This is a genomic window from Rhodococcus sp. DK176 (assembly GCF_038447315.2).
GTDB lineage: Bacteria > Actinomycetota > Actinomycetes > Mycobacteriales > Mycobacteriaceae > Rhodococcus_F > Rhodococcus_F jostii_A.
This window is the reverse complement of sequence record NZ_CP118321.2, coordinates 6,288,343-6,311,647: the sequence shown is the minus strand read 5'-3', so window position 1 is coordinate 6,311,647 and position 23,305 is coordinate 6,288,343. Positions and strand designations below refer to the sequence as shown.

At 69.1% G+C, this 23,305-nt stretch carries 18 protein-coding genes; all 18 read right to left on the bottom strand.

What is annotated here, in order from left to right; all coding sequences use genetic code 11:
- Positions 1-128: 128 nt before the first annotated feature.
- The 18 genes from PSR88_RS29325 to acpS all read right to left on the bottom strand — a co-directional run bounded on the left by PSR88_RS29325 (position 129) and on the right by acpS (position 23,289).
- Positions 129-968, bottom strand: a complete 840-nt coding sequence (locus tag PSR88_RS29325; RefSeq protein WP_016883418.1) for a glycoside hydrolase family 16 protein — start codon at positions 966-968, stop codon at positions 129-131.
- 55 nt (positions 969-1,023) lie between these two features.
- Positions 1,024-3,132, bottom strand: coding sequence for a hypothetical protein (locus PSR88_RS29320; RefSeq protein ID WP_016883419.1), 2,109 nt, complete (start codon positions 3,130-3,132; stop codon positions 1,024-1,026).
- Positions 3,125-3,922, bottom strand: coding sequence for a glycoside hydrolase family 16 protein (locus tag PSR88_RS29315; RefSeq protein WP_016883420.1), 798 nt, complete (start codon positions 3,920-3,922; stop codon positions 3,125-3,127). Before PSR88_RS29315 ends, PSR88_RS29320 begins: the two co-directional genes overlap by 8 nt.
- Positions 3,923-3,953: 31 nt before the next feature.
- Positions 3,954-4,625 (bottom strand): DUF998 domain-containing protein, encoded by a 672-nt coding sequence (locus PSR88_RS29310; RefSeq protein WP_011597883.1) that lies wholly within the window; start codon positions 4,623-4,625, stop codon positions 3,954-3,956.
- Between the two features lie 2 nt (positions 4,626-4,627).
- Positions 4,628-5,872, bottom strand: a complete 1,245-nt coding sequence (locus PSR88_RS29305) for a hypothetical protein (RefSeq protein WP_016883421.1) — start codon at positions 5,870-5,872, stop codon at positions 4,628-4,630.
- Positions 5,859-7,232 carry a lipopolysaccharide biosynthesis protein gene (locus PSR88_RS29300; protein ID WP_016883422.1) on the bottom strand — a complete coding sequence of 458 codons (1,374 nt, stop codon included), beginning with the start codon at positions 7,230-7,232 and terminating at the stop codon, positions 5,859-5,861. Before PSR88_RS29300 ends, PSR88_RS29305 begins: the two co-directional genes overlap by 14 nt.
- 2 nt (positions 7,233-7,234) lie before the next feature.
- Positions 7,235-9,010 carry an alpha/beta fold hydrolase gene (locus PSR88_RS29295; RefSeq protein WP_016883423.1) on the bottom strand — a complete coding sequence of 592 codons (1,776 nt, stop codon included), beginning with the start codon at positions 9,008-9,010 and terminating at the stop codon, positions 7,235-7,237.
- A complete protein-coding gene (locus PSR88_RS29290) occupies positions 8,994-10,304 on the bottom strand; it encodes a glycosyltransferase (protein ID WP_011597879.1) in 1,311 nt (436 codons plus the stop codon). The genes PSR88_RS29295 and PSR88_RS29290 overlap by 17 nt, the downstream gene beginning before the upstream one ends.
- The gene (locus PSR88_RS29285) at positions 10,301-11,251 is read right to left on the bottom strand and encodes a glycosyltransferase family 2 protein (RefSeq protein WP_011597878.1); all 951 of its coding nucleotides are present in this window, start codon (positions 11,249-11,251) and stop codon (positions 10,301-10,303) included. The genes PSR88_RS29290 and PSR88_RS29285 overlap by 4 nt, the downstream gene beginning before the upstream one ends.
- A 6-nt stretch (positions 11,252-11,257) precedes the next feature.
- Positions 11,258-12,103, bottom strand: coding sequence for a glycosyltransferase family 2 protein (locus PSR88_RS29280; RefSeq protein WP_016883424.1), 846 nt, complete (start codon positions 12,101-12,103; stop codon positions 11,258-11,260).
- 289 nt (positions 12,104-12,392) lie between these two features.
- Positions 12,393-13,259, bottom strand: a complete 867-nt coding sequence (locus PSR88_RS29275; protein WP_016883425.1) for a MazG family protein — start codon at positions 13,257-13,259, stop codon at positions 12,393-12,395.
- Positions 13,260-13,263: 4 nt separating this feature from the next.
- A complete protein-coding gene (mfd, locus tag PSR88_RS29270; RefSeq protein WP_011597876.1) occupies positions 13,264-16,911 on the bottom strand; it encodes a transcription-repair coupling factor in 3,648 nt (1,215 codons plus the stop codon).
- Positions 16,912-17,030: 119 nt separating this feature from the next.
- Entirely contained in the window at positions 17,031-19,499 is a 2,469-nt protein-coding gene (locus PSR88_RS29265; RefSeq protein ID WP_029539510.1) for a glycosyl hydrolase, read from the bottom strand.
- Entirely contained in the window at positions 19,499-20,461 is a 963-nt protein-coding gene (locus tag PSR88_RS29260; RefSeq protein WP_016883426.1) for a DUF1839 family protein, read from the bottom strand. Before PSR88_RS29260 ends, PSR88_RS29265 begins: the two co-directional genes overlap by 1 nt.
- Positions 20,461-21,411 (bottom strand): amino acid--[acyl-carrier-protein] ligase, encoded by a 951-nt coding sequence (locus PSR88_RS29255; protein ID WP_029539512.1) that lies wholly within the window; start codon positions 21,409-21,411, stop codon positions 20,461-20,463. Before PSR88_RS29255 ends, PSR88_RS29260 begins: the two co-directional genes overlap by 1 nt.
- Positions 21,408-22,616 (bottom strand): acyl-CoA dehydrogenase family protein, encoded by a 1,209-nt coding sequence (locus PSR88_RS29250; protein WP_016883428.1) that lies wholly within the window; start codon positions 22,614-22,616, stop codon positions 21,408-21,410. Before PSR88_RS29250 ends, PSR88_RS29255 begins: the two co-directional genes overlap by 4 nt.
- Complete coding sequence (locus tag PSR88_RS29245; protein ID WP_016883429.1) at positions 22,613-22,855, bottom strand: acyl carrier protein; 243 nt, start codon at positions 22,853-22,855, stop codon at positions 22,613-22,615. The genes PSR88_RS29250 and PSR88_RS29245 overlap by 4 nt, the downstream gene beginning before the upstream one ends.
- Positions 22,852-23,289, bottom strand: coding sequence for a holo-ACP synthase (gene acpS / locus PSR88_RS29240; RefSeq protein WP_009478995.1), 438 nt, complete (start codon positions 23,287-23,289; stop codon positions 22,852-22,854). Before acpS ends, PSR88_RS29245 begins: the two co-directional genes overlap by 4 nt.
- Positions 23,290-23,305 lie beyond the last annotated feature (16 nt).

The following is a 23,305-nucleotide window of genomic DNA, read 5'->3' as shown; positions in this document are numbered from 1 at the left end:
ACACTGCACAGGACGTGCCCTTGCGGTAATGCTCGTGAGCGGCGAATGGATGACCGCAGCGGCACTCTGAGGTCGACACGGCCATGAACCTGATTCTATTCACACCCGAAACTCGCGCGTCCCGGACGTCACTGGGAGAACCTCACCCAGTCCACCAGCATGGTGGCGGGAAAGCGTGTCGACGACGTGACCGGGCCGGGCCAGTTCCCGCCGACGGCCACATCGAACAGCAGGTACGCCGGGGCGTCGAACACCCAGCGTTCCTCGGGTCGCAGGTCCGCGGTGGTGACCGTGCCGACGATGTTCCCGTCGATGCCCACCGAGATGCGGCCCGGTGCTTTGATCAGGGCGTAGTCGTGGAAACCCGCGCTGAGGTTCGCACCGATCGTGCCGTTCGTCGAGCGTTCCCAGTGCCCGCCGCCGACGGTCGGGCCGTGCACTCCCGCGTGGTATCGGGAACCGTCCCCGATCACCTCGAGGATGTCGATCTCCCCGCAGGCAGGCCACCCGACGCTGGTGATGTTGCTCCCGAGCGTCCAGAACGCGGGATGGATTCCCGGGCCGGACGGTACCTGAATCCGGGCCTCGATCACCCCGTACGTGAATTCGAACCTTCCACGCGTCACGAGCCGCGCCGACGTGAACCCGCCACCGTTTCTGCGGGCCTCGACGACGAGACGACCGTTGCCGTCGAGTCGCGAATTCTGGCGGGAGTCGGTGTACGCCTGCTTCTCGTTGTTGCCCCACCCACCGCCTCCGAGGTCGTAGCCCCAGAACAGTGGATTGGGTGCCGCGTTTGCAGGTCCGTCGAATTCGTCGCTGCCGATCACGGCGTATCCGGGGTAGGCGGTCCGGAGGCCTCCACCGCCGGGCGCGGCGGCGGCAACAGCCGGGGTGAGGGACAGCGCGCACAGCGCCACCGAGCACGTCAACGCAATCTCGAACAGGGCCGAGCGCGTCCGCTGCATGTGCCGATGCTAGGCGTCGCCGTGACCGGTCGTGACCGAATACGCGACGTGGCCGTTACCGGCGCGGCCCCGTGTAACGGAAGATCGTGCTGTTGTCGTCCTGCGCGTACACGGACCAGTCGGGGCTGGACCGCATCTGGTCCTCGAAGTTCTCGACGGATCCGTCGGGTAGATAACCGTAGTAGCGGATGGCGGCAGTGCCCTGCGTGTTGAACACGAGATACGTGTCGCCGTCGCGTTCCGCCGCATCCGCGGTGAGCATCTCGATCTGGCCGCCGCGGGGGAAGCCCTCCAGCACGGCCGGGGGCAAGGCCAGCAAGGGTTGATCGAAATCCTTGTCGACGACGGCGAACTTGATGTAGTCGGCGCTGATCCGAGTGGGAAGACCGGCGGGATAGAGGGACATGACCGTCGCCGGCGGCTTCTCGTTCGCGAGGATGTCCTCCGCGAACGTCACCTGGGACTGATATCCGATGACGAGCGACCACAACCCGAAATAGCCTTGCAGGCCCGCGAACGTCACGTAGGCCAGTCCGCTCGCGAGTCCGACCGGGACGACTCGGCGAAGCACTCCGGACCGGAACCTGATCGTGAGAGCGTCCACGAGGATCGGCGCGATGAGAATCGCGCACCCGGGCACGGCGTAGAGATAGACCCGGAAGATCGCCTCACCGCCGTAGCTCTGACCGGCCAGCAGCGCGAACGAACTGAACGCCATGACGGTCCCGACCCAGGCGGAACGCTTGCGACGCCAAAGGAGGATCGCGCAGACCACGGCGAGCAGGATGATGCCCGCGGACAGGGATCGGCACACGGCGGAGGTGAAGATCTTCCCGAACGTGCCGACGGCGGTCACGTTGCTGGCGGCGTTGTCGACCGGGTTGAAACCGGACAGCAGCCCGTACGGTGCAACGATGTCCAGCCGGGGAACGAGATAGGCGACGAGGATCGCGAAGTAGGGAACGGGGAGCCACCACGGGCGGATCTTCCGCGCCACCGCCAATGCAACCGTCACGCCGAACAGCCAGTACGGGGTCAGCTGATGGGTGGGCACCAGGGCTGCGAACACGAGGATCGACAGGTACGCCGCGGAGCGGTGCTCCGTCGACACCACGAGCAGGACCACCGCACCCAGTGCCATGACGAGGGCGACGGCCTGCGGCGAGAAGTAGTCCTGCCCCACCCAGTTGGCGAGTTCCGCCACCATCGCGGCCGTCAGTGCCACCCGTATGCCGAACCTGAGGAGCCGGGCGATCGCGGCGATCACGACGGCCAGCAGTACGTGGATCACCGGCGCGAACCAGTGGGCGATCGACATCATGTCCACGGACGTGATGTCGCCGAACCACGCGAATGCGGTGAAGAAGCCCGGCCACTCGCCGTAGATGTCGACGCCCTTCGGCGGCAGAGTCTGGAACTGCTGGATGTAGTCGACCACGCCGAGGTGCTTGTACGTCCACCCGTAGATGGGAACGTCGGTGACGAGGGTCGGGGTGAGCCGTTCCACCGCGATCACGCCGAGCACGGCAACGGCAGCGGTCCCGACAGCCCTCTCGCGAAGAGCCCAGACGAACGCGCCGAGGATCATCAGGGCGCACACCACGAGGCCGGGGCCGCTTCCGACGAACAGCAGACCGAACTGTGAATACGCGGTGGAGCCGAGACCGAAGAGCACCACCACCCACGCGGCAAGGGCCACGGCAGCGAGGATCAGCGGCCGGTTCCGGCGGGCGGCGTGCCACCATTGCGACAGACGGAACGACATCTGCTGCACGGTCACCGCGCGAACCGGCTCGGCGCCGGTGTCCTGCCAGCGGTGCCGCAGCGCGGACGCAACGACGGCCAGGACCATCACCAGCAGCAGACCCGTCGCGGGCCATCGGTAGAACCAGGCCAGGACGGTCGTGGCCGCAGTCACCACGGACAACCCGAGAACGGGGACGGCCGCGACGGCTGCGGCAAGCGGTATCCGCAACCACGTCACGATCGCGAGCCCCGGTCCGATCAACACGAACACCGTCAGCAGCACCGCACTCACCGACGACGGAAGCGGCGCCAGGGACGTCAGTCCCGCGACCGCCGAGGCCAGCGCGGCGACGTCGTAGTACCGGGGCAGCTCCGGAGCCCTCGTGTCGAGGCGCTCCACAGTGAGGAGATCACTCATCGGTGACCCTCACCCAGTCGACGAGCATCGCGGCGGGAAACGTCGTGTCGGCTCCGACGTCGCCCGGCCACCGTCCACCGACGGCGACATTCAGCAACAGGGAGAACGGTTTGTCGAACACCCACTCCTGCCCCGGGTCCAGGTCGGCACGCGAGAACTCGCCCGTCACCGCGTCGTCGATGCCGAACGTGATCCGGTCCGGCGACCGCTCCACCCAATAGTCGTGGAAATCGTCCGACATGTTTCCGCTGCCTTCGGCTTTCACCTCCCACGGGGTGCCGTCCGCGGACGGGCCGTGCAGCGCACTGTGATAGAACGACTCGTCGTTGATCGTCTCGATCACGTCGATCTCCCCCGACTGCGGCCAGCCCACACGGTTGACGTCCGTGCCCATCAACCAGAACGCCGGGTGCAGGCCCTGTCCGCTCGGCAGCTTGATGCGGGCCTCGGCCCGTCCGTACTGGAATGCGAAGCGGTCGAGGGTGACAAGCCGGGCGGACGTGTACCCCGATCCGTCGGGACGGGCTTCGATCACGAGGTTGCCCTCGCCGTCGAGCCTGGAATTGGCGGGATCGTCCGTGTACACCTGATCCTCGTCGTTACCCCAGCCGCCTCCCCCGACCGCGTGTCCCCAGTAGCGGGGGTCGGGCGAGGTTCCGGCGGGCCCGACGAAATCGTCGAACATCAGCACCGACTCGCCCTTCCTCGATGCCTGGGCGACATCGCTCGACGCGTACCACCCGGTGGCGCCGATGCAGACGAGCGCGAGGACCACCGTCGCCGCGGACACGGCGCGGGTCCTGCGTGGACGGTTCAGCTGCCTATGCACCGGCACCGTCTCCGACCGGGCCGACAGCCGAACGTCGGACCGACTGCAGCTGTGTCACGAGGTGGACGCACACGACGAACCCGAGGATCGCCGAGTAGGCTGCAACCCGTTCGATACCACCCACGCCGAGACCGAGGTCCCAGGAGTAGGTGAAGCAGAAGTACCCCACCAGTCCGAGCACCCCCAGTGCGAGGGCGACGTACGTTGCCGGTCCGGATATCTGAGGCCGGACGGTGAGTGCCGTCGTGAGCGTGAAGAGACTGCCGAAGATCAGGAAGAGCGTGGCGCCGAGCGAATGCACTTCCCAATGCGTGTTCGACGGCGCGAGACCGACCACTACTCCGCCGATCCCGGCCACAACCAGGAAGACGACGGGGGCCGGCGGCAGCACCCGTTCGATGCGGTGCCACAGGACGGCGGCCACCAGGTAGGCCAGTCCGGTCACCACGAACGACGCGTCCATCAGCAGGGATGTCTTGCTGCACGGCGCGTTTCCGTCCGTGCCGCAGAACGGGACGCCGAGGTCGCTGACGAAGTTGGCGGAGTAGCTGTAGTGACCGCGCCACGTGCCGGCGACGAGGAATTCGACGACGAAGAACTGCAGTACGGCAACGGTGAGGTACAGCGGAGCGCGCTTCGAGGTCTCGAGGACGTGTGAGGGCATGGTCAGAAGATCCTTCGAGACAGTAGAGACAGTGGGTCGCACAGTGCGTCCGCGAGGGCGCTGCGGACGAGTTCGGGGTCGAAGACGTTGTCGTGCAGCGACGCCGACACGTCCAGGTCGGGACCGTGGCGCACCGCGGTGAAGACGATCGACGCAGGGTCGGCCGGTTCGCTCAGCGCGGTGACGAGACGCCGGCCGGGCCCGTCGGTCCAGTCGAGATCGGCCAGCAGTGCGGCCTGTCCCATGTCGGAGTACACGAGCCTCGCCCGGGGGTCCGCGGCGACGTGAGTGGCCCGCGCGTGCGCAACACCGGCGCGCACCCGCCTGCGGAACGTGGCGGTGCTGAGTGCGAGCGAGGCGAGCGGCCGGCCCGACGCCGTGGCCTGCGCGATCGCCGCACTCATCTCGGCGGCATCACCCGGGTCCGACAGTGAGAACCGCACCAGGGCAGCGAAATTGCCGTTCACCGTCGCGGCCTCCGGGAGGTACCGGCGGCAGTCGAAGAGGACGTCGACCTCGTCGTCGATCGCCAGGCCACGACTGCGCATCGCGCGCGAGACGGCCGCGAACAGCAACGACGACACCGATGCCTGGGGCATTTCCCGATCCCGCCAGCGACGCAGTTCCGCGGTGGTGCCCGACGCTGTCGACGCGATGACCGCGGTGGGCGCGCCGTGCCACGGCACGACCACCTCGGCGGATCCGGAACCGTGTGCGGCAGCGCGCCGGGATTCGAGGAGCCTCACGACACGCGTGGGGGACGACGCGAAGGTCCGGACCAGGGCGCACGCGAGCGGTAGAGCGCTGTCGCGTGTCCGCGCCCATTCCGGAACCGGCGTCCCCATGCGTCCACCGGCAACGGCATGGACGAGAGACAGCGCGAGCCTGCCGTCGCCGAGTCCGTGGGAGATGTCGAGCAGGAGGAAATCGCCCGCGACCGCGACGTTCAGCGAGTATGCGGACGCACCCGACCGTGCCAGCCGGGTCAGCAGCTGCGGCACCTCCTCCCGGGTACAGGGTCCGAGATCCCGTACCTGCCCGAGGAAGTCCTGCGGTCGGTGCTGCCACCGGCGTGACTCGGTGGTCGGGACGAGGCCGATCGGGGTGTGCCGTCCGCCCGCGTGCGCGAGCTGCGTCAGCGTGTCGCGGATCTCGCCGATGCTCGGCAGTCGGACAGGACCGATCGCGGTGATCATCCGGCTCCCGCTGCGCATCAGGTCGCGGGAACTGGCTCTATGCGTCGACATCGGACACCTGCCACATCGGTTGCTGGTTCACGCTCTTCTTCGCCAGCCACCGCTCCCACTTGGAGCGGTTCTGGAGTCGGCGGAGCCAGGAGATGAGCGGTCCGGCGAGGATCACGGCGGTGAGCGTCTCCGCGGCGAGATACGCCCAGCCCACCCCCGCGACGCCGACCGACGCGCTGAAGACCAGGCTGCCGACGATGATGACCACCGTGGCCAGGCACTGGGTGACGACGGCGAGGGTCAGCCGGCGGTACACCCGCGCGAGACCGTCGTAGACGGCGCCGATGACCGTGAGAGGCACGAATACCGCGGCGAGATGGAGCAGAGGAGTTCCTTGCGCCCGGTATTCGTCGCCGATGAATCCGAGCGCCGCCGGCGCGACGAAGGCCAGCCCGAATCCACCCACCACCGCGACCGCGGCAATGGTGCGAACGAACCGGCGGGACAGGCTGACGATCTTGTCCGGATGCGCGGCGGCCTCGGCGACGAACGGGCCCACCATGAGGTTCACCATGATGTAGAGGGCGCTGACGATCGACCACGTCACTGCGAAGTAGGCGTTCGCCGCGGTGCCGACCCGGGTGACGACGATCAGCGGGACGACGAGCGGGGCGATGGCCCCCAGCGCCGAAATGCCGTACGAGGAGCCGAAGTACACACCGAGTTCCTTGTTGGACGGCAGCGCGGGTACCTGCCGGTACCGAGGGTCGGACCGAATGCGCAGGCCCATCGACGTCAACACGACCGCAACGGCGATCGCCGCGGTGACCCCCCAGGACGCGACGATGGCGAGCGCCGACCCCGACGCCGCGAGCACCACGACCGCGAGGAGTTTGGCCAGCGCGTGGAAGACGTTCTTCGACGCCGCCCAGCGGGCCACGCCCAGCCCGGAGACGGTCTGGTCCTGCAGGGCGAAGAGCGCGAGCACGACGACGAACACCGGATAGATCGCGATTTCCAGGTTGTTCTCGAACAGCGTGTCCCGCGGACCGAGGACGATGAGCCCGACGGCCGACACGAAGGCCAGCGTGGCCACCGCGGCGAAACCCTTGACCAGCAACGGTCCCGCGCGGTGGCCCGCCACGGGGAGGAAGCGCTCGAACATCGAGCCCAGGCTGAGATTCGACAGCGTCGACAGCATGATCGCCGTCGAGATGAGTGCGGACGCCACGCCCACCTGATCGGCGGGGAACAATCGCGCGGCCGCACCCCAGAAGGCGAGGCCGAGTACACCGGTGACCACACTCGACAGCATCAGTGCCATCGAGTTGAGCTGCAGATTCCGCCCCGCGGATCGCGGTGCCTGCTCGGCACGGTGCTTCGCGCGTAGGTGCGACTGCGTCGCTGTCGGGGATCCCACGATTACCCGACCAATTCCGGCCGGGAATCGTCACGGGCGTCGTCGACGCTGTCCACGGTCAATTCACCGAGCGCGGTGGCGAGGACGTCCCGCAGGACCCTGTCCCGCAGGGCGGTGCTGTACAGCGAGTGATCGCCGGACGGGTACGTCACCAGGCGTCCGTTCCAGCCGGCGCGCCGGAGCCGGCGAAGGCTGCGTTCTCCCTGGTTCTCGACGAATGCGGCGTAGTCGATCGGTGAGAGGAGGACGGTGGTGTGCACGCCACGGTCGTTCAGCGGAGCGAGCATGACCTCCGGCACCTGCAGCAACCCGGCCCGGCCCAGCCACAACCAGCCGCGGTACGGCATCCACACCCGCAGGTACTTTTTCGACGTCGCCGCGTACCGGTGGAGTAGCGCGAGCGCGGCACCCGTCAGGGAACCCTGGCCGGCGTCCATCGTCGACTGCTTCACGAAGGCTTTACGGGTAATGGTCCAGTCCGCCATGTTGACCAGGACCACCGCCCGGACCGGACGCCGGAGGGCGGCGTAACTCGAGTTCCACGCCCCCGAACACATGCCCACGAGCACCGCCGATTCGGGCTGCGCACCGCTGACGGAGATGATGTCGACGGCGTCGTCCCGGGATTCGTCCGTGTAGATGGTGGTGGATTCGCCGTGCTGCACCGTGCCGGTGTCGCCGGTGCCGCGGCGATCGAAGCGAACGCTGACGATCCCGTGGGCCGCGAGTTCGCGGGCAGTCTCGGCCCACAGCCGGACGGGCCCGACGCGGTGCTCGCCGGCGGTGCCGTGGAAGATCACCGTCGGCGCCGCAGGGATGTGCGCCGCGTCCCGCTCGGCCGCGACGGACGTGCGGATCGTGAAGAGTTCGGACGCTCCCTCGAAGCCCAGAGTCTCGATGACCTGCCTGCCGTCGACGGTCCGATCCACGACGGCGGTGGCGCGGAGATCGAGTGTGGCACCGGTGTGGTGGTTGCCGAAGGACGCGGACATCCAGTCGGCGATCCGGTCGATGTCGCCGAACGGGAGCCGGACCACGAAGTCCGCCGGCTCGAGAAACGATTCGTAGTCGTGAACCGTGAAGTGCTCGGCGTTCCAGGCCGCGACGGCCTCACGCATCCCGACGGAATCGACCTCGCTGTCCCGCAACGCCATCAGAACCTTCGCGCCCGGCGGCGGAGTGGCGGCTCGCAGACTCATCGCCGACAGGGCCGTAGCCGCGGCCGGTGCGAGCACCGCACCGATGAGGGTGACCCGCGGATCGTCCGCGTCCTCGGGACCGACCACCAGCTGGTGGAGCGCAGTCTGCTTGCGCAGGTAGGCGCGGCCGCGCACCACCGGATCCCACAGGGTCACGGCCCGCACCGGACCGCACGTCACGGCGACCTGCGCGGCGAGCAGGGCGCCGACCCGGAGGCCGACCAGCCCGATGTCGGTGATGCCGCAGCTGCGCACGAAGTCGACGGCCGTCCGGATGCTGTCGAGCCACCCCGCGACCGCGTCGGACTCGTCCTGGGCGCCCGGCGAGTCACCGGTGCCGCGGTAGTCGAACCGCAACACCAGAAGCCCCCGAGCCCGCAATTGCTGGGCGAGGTACACCATTCCGCGATACGAGTCGACCTGTTCCTTGCCGATCGGCGGGCACAGGACGACGGCACCGCGGCAGCGGCCGTCGACAGGAAGGTCGACGACGCCGAACAGCGGCGCGTCCGCCGGTCCGAACCAGGTGGCGAACCGGGTGCGGTCGGTGCGGCCGGCGAGATCAGGATGGGCGCTCATGGGTCATCCCTCTCATCGGCGCCGGATCCCGGCCCTCCACGCGGGCCTTCAGATAGGCGAGCGGGCCACGCGCGATGGACCGCAGTTCGGTGGCCCCGATCCCCACGGGAAGGTCGTCGGCGAGACCGTCCGGAGGGGTGGCGACGCGGGACATCTTCCGCGACAGACGAAGAAACGCCGGCGCCTGCCGCACGGCGATGCGCACTGCGAGCCAGGCGGTGCGGGGGTCGACGGCGATCTTCGCCAGCCACGCGCCGAGCCCGAGGCCGTAGCCGCGCGCCTGGACGGCGAGCGCCTCGTTGTCCGCCCGGTGCCGATGCCACACGACCGCCCCGGGCCGGTACGCCAGCTGCCGCCCGGAGTGCAGCACACGGAAGAACATGTCGAGGTCTTCGCCACCGTCGGTGGGGGCTCCCGCCCCGAGCGCCTCGTCGAAACCCCCCAGCGCGAACACGGCCTGCCGATCGACCGCGAAATTCGCACCGGTCCCGTAGACGCCTACCTGGAACGGGAAGAGCGGCACGTCGGCGGGTGGGTGCGCGAGGTCGAACAACCGTGGGACACAGGAACTCGCCCATCCCACCCGCTGATCGAAGTACGCCTGCGCGGGTGTGCGGATCTCCCCGCTCGGGACGATTCCGCACACGCACCCCACTGCCTTCCCGGCGCCGAAGCCGGCGACGAGTTCGGTGAGCCAGTGCGGGTCGACGACGACGTCGTCGTCGGTGAACGCGACGATCTCCGTGTTCGCCGCGCGAACGCCCGCATTGCGCGCCCGGGACAGGCCCGGGCGGGGCTCGGTCACGACGCGCACACGGGGGTCACCGAGTTCGGCGACGTACCGCCGCGTGGCATCGGTGCGGGATGCGTTGTCGACCACGATCACCTCGTAGTCGGAATGGTCGAGCGACAGGATCGATTCGAGGGCGACCTTCAGGCTGTCGACCCGATCCCGGGTGCAGACCACCACGGTGACGGAGGGGCCGGATGCGTCGGTGGTGGCGATGCTTTCGGCCACCGCTTCCGGCAGCAGCCCGTCCAGTGCACGCTGCAGTGCACCGGCCTCGAGTCGGCCGTCCTCGATGTCCATCTCGACGAATCCCAGCAGGGTGCGGTCTTCTCGCACGAGCAGCCGGGCACGCCGATACCCCTCGGCGCGCTCCAGCCGGTATTCGGTGTCGTCTTGCACGGGTCCGCGTAGTTCGCCGACCCAGACGGCCCCGTCCCACGTCGGCGCGTGATCGCTCACGAGAGCAGGCACGAGGTCGATCCGGCGATCGAGTGTTCCGGTCATGCCGTCACCCGCTTCGATCGCAGACCGACAAGACCGCGGACGTAGCCGGCAGTGGTCGCCGTGAGCCCCGCGACCACGGCACCGGCCCGGGCAAGCCCGCCGTGCCGCGGGGATGCGATCCCCGTGACGACAGCTCGCGGGAGAACGCGTGCGGTGTACGCCCGCTCGCTGCTGAGCGCGTCGCCGGCCCCGACGAGATCGGCGACCAGGGCTTTCGACACGCCCTCGTGGAAGCAGCGCGAGAGGAAGTAGCGGAACGTGGTGCGGTCGTCGCAGACGCGGTGCGCCACCCTCATCGCGGGGTCGAACAGCAGCTGCGCACAGGGCTGGTGGGCGCGGATCCGGATGCAGAGTTCGGTCTCCTCGCACCCGACCGGTGTCTTCCCGACCCGGCCGATCCCGTCGCTGAACCCGTCGACGGCGTCGAACACCGTGCGCCGCAGAGACATGTTGCAGCCGATGAAGTTCCGCACCGGCTCGATACGTGTCGGCTGGCCGACGTAGCTGCAGCCGACCACCCAGTCGAACTCGGCGGGCATCCACACGGGGCGGTCCGCGGGCCACACGGGACTGGCGAATCCCCCCACGCCGAGCACGTCGGGGTCGGAATAGTGGGCGGCGGACACGCGATACCAGTCGGGTTCGGCGCGCGCATCGTCGTCGAGGAACGCGATCACGTCACCGCGGGCCGCGCGCACGCCCGTGTTGCGGGCTCCGGAGAGCCCCTTCGACCCGGAGTTACGCAGCACGGTCACCCGGGTCTGCCCGGCGAAGTGCCGTTCGGCACGCGAGAACAGTTCCTCGGAGTGGTCGATCACCACCAGCACCTCGAGCACGGGCACGTTCTGGGTGAGCACCGAGTCGACTGCGGCGCACAGGTCGGTCCACCGTTCGGTGGTGTAGGCGCAGATCACGACGGAGCAGGACACGAGGGTGGACACCGTCATGGTTGCTCAGCCTCGCGAGACGGGGGCCGGGGACACGTCCGCTGCGGGGGTGCGCTGTTCGCTCCTGATGGTGCGCAGCACCCGGAGCCCGTCACGTACCGCGTTGAGATTGCTCTCGCCGTGGATGCGATCCTGTTCGAAACTCGGGACCTCGGTGATCTTCAGACCCGCGTTGGCGACTCGCACGTTGATGAGCGTCTCGATCTCGAAGCCGTCGCCCCACTGCGCCTGTGTCGCGTCGACCGACGGCAGCGCCATCACCGGGACGTGGTGACGCCAGAATGCGTTGTAGCCGTAGCACAAATCGCTGAACGATGCCCCGAACTTGAGGTTGACGATGGCGTTCAACGCCTTGTTTCCGAGCTTCCTGCTGAACGTGATGTCCGAGCTTCCGCCGCCGGCGGCGAAGCGCGTTCCCTTCGCGAAGTCCGCGCCTGCCACGAGTGCCCCGACGAACAGCGGGATCTCGGCCGGGTCCGTGGATCCGTCGGCGTCGATCATCACGATGATGTCCGACGTGGAGGCGAGGAAACCGCAGGCCAAGGCATTGCCCTTGCCTTTTCGGCTTTGTGTCACGACCGTGGCGTCGGGCCAGAGACTCCTGGCCACCTCGACCGTGTCGTCGACGGAATGTCCGTCGACGAAGACGATCTCGTCGATGTCGGCCGGCATCCGCGCGGCAACGTGCGGGAGGTTCTTGGCTTCGTTCATGGCAGGCACGACGACCGTGACCGTCGGCCGCTGCGACCCGTCCCCGTCGTTGCGACCGTTGTCTTCGCCTTTGCGTTGGTCGACGCCCACGACGTCGGTACCGTCGGAGGGTTCCAGGCGATCAGGCGTGTAGAGGCTCATTTGTCCGTCTTTCCTCGTCGGGCGAATGGCCCGGCAGCATCACAGTCGTCCCATGCGAGCACTGACCACCCCGTGTCTGGAGTGATGTCCTCACCACGTGCAGCGTGCAAAGGAAGCAGAGACCGTTCGAACCCCCGCAGTTCAGAAAACATCCATTTTTTCGACTATCGGTCTTCTTTGCAGGGGTAAACCTATCTCAAGTTTGTTTCTTGTGCACCAGTTAACGCGGAGTGACTTACAACTCAGTTACATTTCGGCAAACCGGAGCGATCGCGCGGACCGGTCGTTCTCACGACGGCCAGTGACACGCCCAGTCCGCTGCTCCGAGCGCGGACTTGCCCTGTGCACGCGCCCCATTCTCGGCTGCCCGGATCCGGGTGATGAACGCGTGCGTCGCCGCCCGGAGTCTCGTCTCGGCTTCCGCCTCGGCTACCAGACCGGACTCGATCTCCACGGGCACGAGCTCCGGCGGCAGGCCGGCCTTGCTCGCGCGGGCGATCACCTTCGCCGCGAGGGACGCCGCGGGCTGACTCATCGCGACGCCGTCGAGGCAGGAACTCCGCGCCTTCTCCGCCGCCTTCCGGATCTCCCATGCCCGTTCCTGCTCCGCGATGTCGATCGGTCCGACGACGTCCTCCCCGAGGTGGGGACTGCGGTGGACGAGTTTGGCCACCAGGGTCGCGGCCACGTCGTCGACGTCGAAATTGCCCGACGCCGAGGCGATGCGTGAGTGGAACAGGACCTGCAGCAGCAGGTCTCCGAGTTCTTCACGCAGGTCAGCGGGTTCGGACGACTCGATCGCGTCGAGAACCTCGTACGTCTCCTCGACGAGGTAGTGCGACAGGGTGCGGTGCGTCTGCGTCACTTCCCAGCCGCCGTAACTCCACAGTCGGTCCATCACCTCGGCGGCCTCGACGAGGTTGTCGCCCGGGACCTTCGGTGCCGCGATGACGCGTGACCCCGATGCGACCCACTCGCGCACGGTGGGGTGGTCGGGGTCGGTACTGACGAGGACGGCGGCCCCGGGTGCTTCGGTCAGCAGGGTCCGCACGCCCTGGGGTACCTCGTCGGTGAACTCCACCCCGTCACCGACCACCCCGACGGCCTCCATCGGGATCGTCGTCGGCCGCAACGGGTCGAGCAGGACCACCGTCATCGGGTCAGGCCTCCATCACCACGGACCCGGCGGCCTTGCCGTCCAGCGCGACCACGAAGTCGGCGATGTACTGCAACAACTCCACGTCACGCACCCGCTCCGCGCCGATTCCGCCCGACCCCGCCCGGGGCAGCGGCAGCTGCACCATTCCGGTGGTGGCACGGTACTGGGCGCTCGGGTAGATCCGCTTGAGGCGCAACTGCTTCGAGTCGGGCAGGGCCATCGGTGCGATCTTCAGCTGCGTCCCGACCACGGCGATCTCCTCGAGTCCGTACTCGCGGGCCAGCAGGCGCAGCTTGGCCACCGAGACCAGTCGGCGGACCTCTTCGGGCAGCGGTCCGTACCGGTCGGCGAGTTCGTCGACCACGGCCGTGATGCCGTCGAGTTCGGTGGCCGCCGCGAGCTTGCGGTAGCCCTCGAGCCGGAGGCGGTCGCTGGTGACGTAGTCGGGAGGGATGTGCGCGTCGACGGGCAGGTCGATACGGACCTCCTTCGGGGCGTCCTCCGTCGTGATCGGCCTGCCGTCGGCCGCCGCCCGGAACGCCTCGACCGCCTCCCCTACCAGCCGCACGTACAGGTCGAACCCGACACCCGCGACGTGACCGGACTGCTCGGCGCCCAGCACGTTTCCGGCGCCGCGGATCTCGAGGTCCTTCATCGCGACCGCCATGCCGGCACCGAGGTCGGAGTTCTGTGAGATGGTCGCGAGGCGGTCGTAGGCCGTCTCGGTGAGCGGCTTCTCCGGCGGGTACAGGAAGTACGCGTAGCCGCGTTCCCGGCTCCGCCCGACGCGCCCGCGCAACTGGTGCAGCTGCGACAGGCCGAGGGAATCGGCGCGTTCGACGATGAGCGTGTTGGCGTTGGAGATGTCGAGACCCGTCTCGATGATGGTGGTACACACCAGCACGTCGTAGTCGCGTTCCCAGAAGCCCTGCACGGTCCGTTCCAGGGTGTCCTCGTTCATCTGCCCGTGTGCCACCACGACCCGCGCCTCGGGGACGAGTTCGCGGATCCGCTGGGCCGACTTGTCGATCGAGCTGACCCGGTTGTGGACGTAGAACACCTGCCCGTCGCGGAGCAGTTCCCGTCGGATGGCCGCCGCCACCTGCTTGTCGGCGTACGCGCCGACGTAGGTGAGGATGGGGTGCCGTTCCTCCGGCGGCGTGAGGATCGTGGACATCTCGCGGATGCCCGCCATGCTCATCTCCAGCGTTCGCGGGATCGGCGTGGCCGACATCGTGAGAACGTCCACGTGGGTGCGCAGGGCCTTGATGTGCTCCTTGTGTTCCACACCGAAGCGCTGTTCCTCGTCGACGATGACGAGGCCCAGGTCCTTCCACCGGATCCCGGTCTGCAGCAGCCGGTGCGTGCCGACCACGACGTCGATCTCGCCGTCGGCCATGCCGGCGATGGTCTCCTTGGAGTCTCCCGCATCCGTGAAGCGGGAGAGCCCGCGCACCGTCACCGGGAACGCGGCCATGCGCTCGGTGAACGTCTGCAGGTGCTGCTGAGCGAGCAGCGTCGTCGGCACCAGGACGGCCACCTGCTTGCCGTCCTGCACCGCCTTGAACGCCGCCCGCACCGCGATCTCGGTCTTGCCGTAGCCGACGTCCCCGATGACGACGCGGTCCATCGGGACCGCCTTCTCCATGTCGGCCTTGACCTCGCTGATGACCGTCAGCTGGTCGTGGGTCTCGGTGAACGCGAACGCGTCCTCCATCTCCTTCTGCCACGGGGTGTCCGGGCCGAACGCATGTCCGGGTGCGGCCTGCCGCGCCGCGTACAGCTGGACGAGCTCACCGGCGATCTCACGAACCGCCTTGCGCGCCTTGCGTTTGGTGTTGGCCCAGTCGGAACCGCCGAGCTTGCTGAGCGCGGGCAACTCGCCGCCGACGTACCGCGACAACTGGTCGAGCGACTCCATCGGAACGAACAGACGGTCGCCCGGGTGTCCGCGCTTGCTGGCGGCGTACTCGATCACCAGGTACTCGCGGCGGGCGCCGCCGATGGTGCGTTCGACCATCTCGACGAATCGTCCGATGCCGTGCTGGTCGTGCACCACCATGTCCCCGGCGGTAAGGGCCAGCGGGTCCACCTGGTTGCGGCGCTTCGCCGGCAGCCTCTTGCCGTCGCCGACCGCGGCCACCCGGTTGCCGGTGAGATCGGCCTCCGTGACGATGACGAGTCCGGCAGTGGAGTCGTCGCCGGGGAAGACCAGGCCGTCGTGGAGCGAACCGCGCAGCACCCCGACCTGGCCCCGCGGGGGCTCGGTGCCGGGCGCGAGTTCAGCCGCGGGCACCTCGGCCTCGCGCAGACGCTCGAGCACGCGATGCGCGGTGCCGGCGCCCGCGACCACGATGACGGCGCGCCCGCCGGTGGTGACGTGGGCGCGCAGACTCACGAACAGTTCCGACAGCAGGTCGTCGGACCCACGGACCTGCGGTGCCGGCGTGACCGCCAGCTCCAGTTCCTCGCCGTTGCCCGACGCGAGCGGGCTCAGCGTCCACCACGGCAGGCCCCTGGCCTCCGCGGATTCACGGACCTGGCTGAGCGAGCGGTAGGCGGAGGCGCCGAGATCGATTCCGTCACCCCTCAGCACCGAGGTGTCGAGCGGGGCGGCGCCGCCGATCGAGGCCGCCGTCCACGACGCCTCGAGGAACTCCTGACCGGTGCGCACCAGGTCGGTGGCGCGCGTCCGGATCTTCTCCGGATCGCACAGCAGCACGTGTGCGCTCTCGGGCAGCACGTCGGTGAGCAACTGCAGTTGCCCCGGCCGCAGCACGGGCAGCAGTGCCTCCATGCCTTCCACCGGGATGCCGGCCGACATCTTGTCGAGCATCTCGACGAGCGCGGCGTCGGCCTGGTTGTCGACCGCGAGCTGCGCGGCCCGGTCGCGGACGTCCTCGGTGAGGAGCAGTTCGCGGCACGGCGGGGCGATCACCGCGTCGATGTCGAGTTCGGGCAGCGACCTCTGGTCCGCGACGGAGAACGCGCGCAGTTCGGTGACCTCGTCGCCCCAGAACTCGACGCGCACGGGGTGATCCGCGGTGGGCGAGAACAGGTCCAGGATGCCGCCGCGGACGGCGAACTCGCCGCGCTTGCCCACCATGTCGACGCGCGTGTACGCCATTTCGACGAGCCGCTGGATCAGCCCGTCGAAGTCGTGCTCGACGCCCACGCGCAGCGTGACGGGTTCGATCTCACCGAGTCCCGGCGCCATGGGCTGCACCAGCGACCGGACGGTGGTGACGATGACCTGGAGCGGCGCCCCGTACGAGCGGTCGTCCGGCCGCGCGAGTCTGCGGAGCACCTCCACCCGGCGACCGACCGTGTCGGCGCTCGGCGACAGCCGTTCGTGCGGCAGCGTCTCCCACGACGGGAACTGCGCGACGGCGTCGCCGATCATCTCCCGCAGTTCGGCGGTGAGGTCGTCGGCCTCGCGGCCGGTCGCGGTGACCAGCAGCAGATGGGTGCGCTCGGCGAGGGCCGCGGCCACGAATGGCCGGGCGGGTCCGGGCGCGACGATGTCGAGGTGATGGCGTCCGAGAGCCTCGGTCACCTGCGCGATGACTGCGTCGCCCAGCGCGATCTTCGCCAGACCGGCGAGCGGGGTGTCGGACGAGGGCTCGGCAGCGATGAGCGGGGAAGACAACGACGCACTCCTGAGCAGTGATGACGAACTGCCGGCGAACAGCTCGGGCCGGGACGAGCGGCCAGTTGCGGACTGAGCCAGCCTAGTCGATATCGCACACGGACGGACCGGGGTCCGTATCAGGTGGAGGCCTGCACGACCGGTGCGACGGTCATCGAGTTCAGCGCCCGCACGTGCCCGGTCACCGCGTCCGCTGTCCCGGTCCTGCGCACCGGCACGATCCGTGCTCCGCCCGGCGGCAGATGGAACCAGGAGTCCTCCGGTTCGAAGCCGCGGAGTTCGAGGTGGACGTACTGCGCAGCGCCGTCGGTACCGACGTCGACGACCCAGTCGCCGGACGCCGTCTGCCGCGCCACCGCCGTCAGGCCGACGGTCCGTTCGAGGGCGCGCGCCGGTCCGCCGACGAGGTGAACGGACTCGGCGACGACACCGTCCTCACTCGACAGAAGGACGGTCACGCTCTCGTAGCCGCGGGGACCGAAGCGGTGGACGTGGGTCGCGTCGGTGAAACGCCCGAGCACCGTGTCGAGCGACCACCGGCGGGCCGCGTGCGCGGCGACGGTCACCGGTTCGGTGACGTCGAACGCCCGGGCACCCGTGCGGGTGTGCACCTGCACCCGCAACTCCCCCACGACCTCGTGGTCGGAGTCGTTGACCGCGTCGATCCGCAGGCCGTCCAATCCGTCCTCGGCGAGGAGGACTGCGACCGGCAGCGACATCCGCCGCATCACGAACCACGGCGCCTTCGGCCTGCCGTCGGAGTCGAGCAGCCCCCACCCGGCGCCGGGTTCGAGGTCGCGGAGCGCGAGCACCAGCGCGCCGTCGCATCCCGAATCGGGCCGCCGCCAGTATCCCAGTGTCGCCGCGAACGCCTCGCAGACGGCGGCCCGGCCGAGGGCGAGGTACCGCTGGGGGTCGCTCCACCGGACCGTCGACGGCTCCTCGCCGAACAGCGTCCGCACGTAGTGATCGCGGACGTCCTCGAAGTCCCAGGGGGCCCCGTTGTCCCGCGGCACGGCCGCCTTCCACCGTGGGTGGTGGCCCGCGACCGCGAGGCTGCCGAATTCGGCCTCGATCGCCGCGTCCGACGGGGGGATCGAGAACGCGAGGCATTCGGCGGCGAACCGCACCCGGGCCTGGCGGACGTCGGACAGCGGAAGCCGATATCCCCCGACCCCGAAGTAGTGCGCGATACCCGTCCCCACATGGGTCGCGAGCGCGTCGTCGCCCGGCGGCGAGGTCGGTGACGACGACACCCGCACCAACCCCGGCGCCGTCCGACCGACCACCGCCGGAATCACGTCGTGCACCGCCGTCATGTGCGACCACGGAAGTCCGAGCATCGCCGGTTGCTGTTCGGTCTCGCTGCCTCCACTGAACATGGTGAGCGCGGGGTTCCCGGACAGCGGCCGCAGCACCGCCTCGACCTCGGCGGTCAGCAGGTCCAGGAACGGCTGGTCGTCGGGCGGGTCGAACGTCGACAGCATGACGTCCTGCCACACCATGACACCGAGTTCGGCACAGTCGTCCCAGAACGCGGCGTCCTCGTACACCGTCGTGCCCGGCACGCGGACCATGTTCAGGCCGGCCTCGACCACCCGCTCGAGGGTGGCCCGAGCCTGATCCCGGCCGCCCAGCCCCACCGGATCCACGGGCGTCCAGACGGCGCCGCGGCAGTACACGTCGACGCCGTTGACCGACAGCCGGAATCCGCCGTCGCCGCACGCCGCGCGCACCGTGCGGAATCCGACCGCACCCAGGTCGACGACGTGCTCCCCCAGGACGATGCTCAGCGGATACGTCGCGGGGGCGCCGTGGGTGTGGGGCCACCACAACCGGACGTCGGGGACGCGCACGTGGGCGCGGATCTCCTTCGCGCCCCGCCCAAAGTCCACGATTTCCGCGTCCACGGTGAGGTCGCCGAGCCGCACGACGGGGGCAGCTCCGGCCGAACGATGCACACGCACGGCGAGGTCCAGCACGCCCGTGCCGTCCTCGACGGCGGTGACCACGTGACGGTCCGACAGGACAGGCGCGGCGCGGTCGCGCAGTCGCACCGCCCGCCACGGACCCACCGGGGCCGGCACACCACCGAAGACCGGGGCGCGGCCGAGCAGGCTCGTGCGAACCCAGCGCAGGCCCTGCGCGCTCACCAGCGACGACCGCCAGCGTCCGCGTGGCCGCCGGCGGCGGAGCGCGGCATCGAGCGACGGAAACCGGATCGCCAGCGTGACCGTGCCGGGGCGGGAGGCGAGTTCGACCGAGGCAGGCACGAACATCGACTCCGAAGACAGGACGAGGTCCTCGCCGGCCCACACCTGCGCGTGCGAGGCGAGGCCGTCGAACTCGAGCCGCCACGGCCCCGGGCCGCCGCCGGACACGTCGGTGACGAACCACCAGTCCACCGCATCGGTCTTCGTCGCCCGCGCCGCCGCAACGCCGTGGGTCGCCCGGATCGCGCCTGCCGCGGTACCCGGCACCTGCGCGGGATACCACGGACCCGGCACACAAGCCAGGCCCGACGGATCGGTGACCGAGCCCGGTTCCGTTGCCACGCAACGCCACCGCGCGCCGGCGAGAAGATCCATTACGCGCGTCCGACCATTCGCGCCACGCCACCCACCGACCGTTCCCACGCCTCGGCCATGCCGTCGAGTTGCGCCGACGGGTCGACACTGCGTCCGCGAGCGGCCCGCGCCATCTGGAACTGCACGCTCTTCGCGCCCTGCGCCACCGCCCGGAAGCCCGGCGCGAACGCCGCTGCCCCCGCGAACCCGTTGCGCTCGAGGTACTCGCAGACGTCGGCGGCCAGTTCCGCGGTGGCACCGCACTGCCGCAACACCCCGAACGTCCACAGGTGGAACGTGTCGATGCCGGCGTCGCGGATCCAGGGCACGTCGGCGACCACTCGTTCGCCGAGTTCGCGCACCGGATTCCCGTCCGGCCGGGTGGCGAGATGATGACGCAGCACCGCCTCGAAACGCGCCGGACGGTACCCCGGGTCCCCGTCGAACCGGACCTGCTCCACGTAGGGGGTGAAGGTCGCCGACCCGGCGACGTCGAGCCCGAACAACCCGCGAAAGTCGTCACCGGCCAACCGGTGATACCCGCTGTTGTGGAAATACTCGAGCGCACCGGCCTCCCGGTCGATGTAGTTCGCGACGATCGTCGTCTTGGTGTGACTCTCGCGGTACCCGGTGCCCACCGTGTCCGGGAGCCAGTGCGCATCCACCTCGACGGTCGACAGCATTCCCGCAGCGAGGTTGTCCTCGACGTGGTCGAGGACCCGGCGCCAGACGTTCATCTCCCCCACGTCGATCCCGTACAGCGCGAACAGATCCTCCGGCTTGAACTTCAGGAACGTCCACTGTGATCCGTCGAACCGGGCGCCGAACGCGCACGCGGCGGCGGGCACCGGATCGAGCCCGAGCGAGTGGAGCACCTCCACCCACAGGTCGAGGTAGCAGTTGGTCTCGGTCCACGTCCGCTCGTCGGAGTGGATGGAGTGCGGTTCGTATCCGTCCGGCGAGATGTCGATCAGCCGGGACATCACAGCGACATCCGGGATTTCACCGCACTCGGCCAGCGCGACGGGTCCATGCCGTGGGTCCGCAGCATCGCGAGCGCGATGCGTTCCATCCCGAATCCCACGCACGCACTGTGGGCGACGCCGCCGTCCGCGGTGGCGATGTCGAACGTGACACCGAAGTGGTCCTGATGGCAGTTGCACGAGGCGACGGCGGTCCCCTCGTCGAGATCGCCGTACAGGCGCACCGTGAGCTCGGTCTTGAGGTTCTCCTCGCGCTGGTTGGCGGCGAGCATGCGTCCGACCCTGCCGAAGAACGGGTCGTTGGCGACCACCGGCGTGGCGTCCAGCCACAGGTCGGACAGCACCTCGAGCCCGCGCTCGATCCACGAATCACGGTGGGTCGCGGCCTGGTCCGCCGTGCCGATCTGCACGAACTCGTGCATCCGGAACGCCTGCATGCGGGCGGGATCGAACGCCGGCTCGTGCCTGAAGCAGTAGCCGTACACGTCGAGCAGCGCACCGCCGTCCGGCAACACACCCGTGAACATCGGGTACGCGGGGTGGCACGCCGCCGACACCAGCATCGTGTCGGTCGGTTCGAGCCACTTGTCCCAGCTCTCACCGTCGGCTCGCGCCGCCAGCAGTTGGGCGTGCTCGGCGTTGGTGCCGGTGAACGTGTTGATCGCCCCGGTCAGGTTGGGGAACGACGCGATGTAGTCGGTGCGCTCGAAACTGGTGCGCGGGAACACCGGGGGAAACCGGAATCGGGCCGCGGACGCGCCCGGCCCTGCCGCGCGCACGACCAAGTCGATGCCGTCGACGATGTCCTCGAACAACCCCGACCGTCCGTAGAGGCCGGCGACGGACGTGTCCACCAGGAGTCCGGCGTCCAGCAGTTCCGCCCGGAAGGCACGCCGGGCCCGCTCGAGTTCGCTCGTCTCTTCCCGTTCCACTGCTGTATCCGTACTCATATCGTCCCCCGGTATGCCGTGGCCATCTGCGCCGAGTTGGCCATGATTCGATCGTTGTTGACCATGACGGCCGCTCCGTGCGCATCGCGCAGGTGCCGGCCGAGCGAGTACTCCGTGTCTTCCCGGTAGCCGGCGATCCCGCAGATCAGCAGGGCTCTGCCGACCAGGTCGACAGCCAGCGTCGACGCCGTCACCTTCAGGTTGTTCATCGCCAGCGAATAGCCCACTCCACCCGCGATTTCGGCCTCCGGCGAACCGGGGGGCGCCGCATCGGCGTCGTCGAACCGGCGGGCCGCCGCGAACACGATGTCCGAGAACTGCTGGTGCACAGCGGCCGCCTCGGCGAGACGCGATGCCGCGGGCGAGGCCACGCCCGGCTGCTTACGCGCTGCCGCTCGCACGCACCGCCGCGCCTTCTCCACCGCCGCGTCGGCGATGCCGAGCCACACGGCCGACCACACCGAGTGCGACACCGGGAGCATCGTCGCCGCCGAGATCTCCGCATAGGGATCGGCGACGACGAGATCGGGTGTCGTGGTGGCACGCAGCACGAATCCGGGACTGCAGGTTCCGCGCAGTCCCAGCGTGTTCCAGTCACCGGTGCGCTCGAGCGTCACGTCGGCACGCCGGCAGACGACGAGCACCTGGTCGCTCGGCGGGCTGTCGGGGGTGCGCCGCGCGGTCGCGAGGATCGCGTCGGCGTACTCGCCGTAGGAGATCACGGGGGCATTCTTGACCAGCGTCACCACCCCGCCGGACTGCTCCACCGCGCACGTGCTGCGCCGGACGTCGCCCCCGATGCCCAGTTCCGTCGTGGCCGATGCCAGCAGGAACTGCCCGGCGACCACGTCACGCAGGAAGCCGGAAACGCCGTCGCCACCCGGATGTCGTACGAGCGAGAGGATCTGGGTCTGGTGCATCGCGAACACCATCGCCGTCGCGGCGCAGTGGCGCCCGAGGGTCCGGGCGATCGTGCACAGTTCGCGAAGCGTCGCGCCTTCGCCACCCAGTTCCGGGGGAACGGCACACGAGAGCAACCGCTGGTCCCGGAGCGCGTCGATCGCTTCCTGCGGAAAACGCGCGTCCCGATCGACGTCGACGGCCCAGCGCGCAGCCACCTCGGCCACGACCCTCTCGGCTCGCGCCGCCGGTCCCCACGACTGCGCGGACTCGATCCCGGTGTCGCTCCCCAGGGCGATGCTCATGCCACTCCGAGTTCGACGAGTGCGCCCCGAATGGAATCCACACTCGCGAACGTGCTCTTGCGCAGCAGCTCGTCGGGGAACTCGACGTCGAACGAATCCTCCAGCGCCAGCATGACGTTGACACTCGCGTGCGACGTCAAACCCAGTTCGTAGAGATCGGCGCCGACGGCGACGCTCGCGGCATCGACGGACAGCCGGGCGTGGTCGCCGAGAACCTTGCGGATGGTCTGCTCGCTCATGGGTGGCGTTCTCCTTGGTGATGGGGTGGGGTGCCGAGCCGGGACGCGGTGACCATCGCGATCGCGACGTCGGCCTCGTGCGAGATCGAGACGTCGAATCCACCGAGCCCCTGCCGCTCGGCGAGGTCCGATGCGTTGCCGGACAGGCGCACTCCGCATCCGCCCCAGCTCTCGCGCCGGATCTCGATGGACTGCCACGGCAAGGCGACGTCCCCGGGTCGCAACACCTTGACCACGGCCTCCTTGGCCGCGAACCGGGCGGCCAGCCGTTGGGCCCGCGCAGGTCCTTCGCAGGTTTCCAGTTCGTGGGGTGTGAAGATTCTCGTCAGGTAGCGGTCGCCGAACCGCTCGACGCTGCTTCGCACGTGCCCGACCGTCATCACGTCGCACCCGATACGGGATTCGGGGATCGACAAGACAGAACCACCAGACATCGCTCCCCCTGCTCCA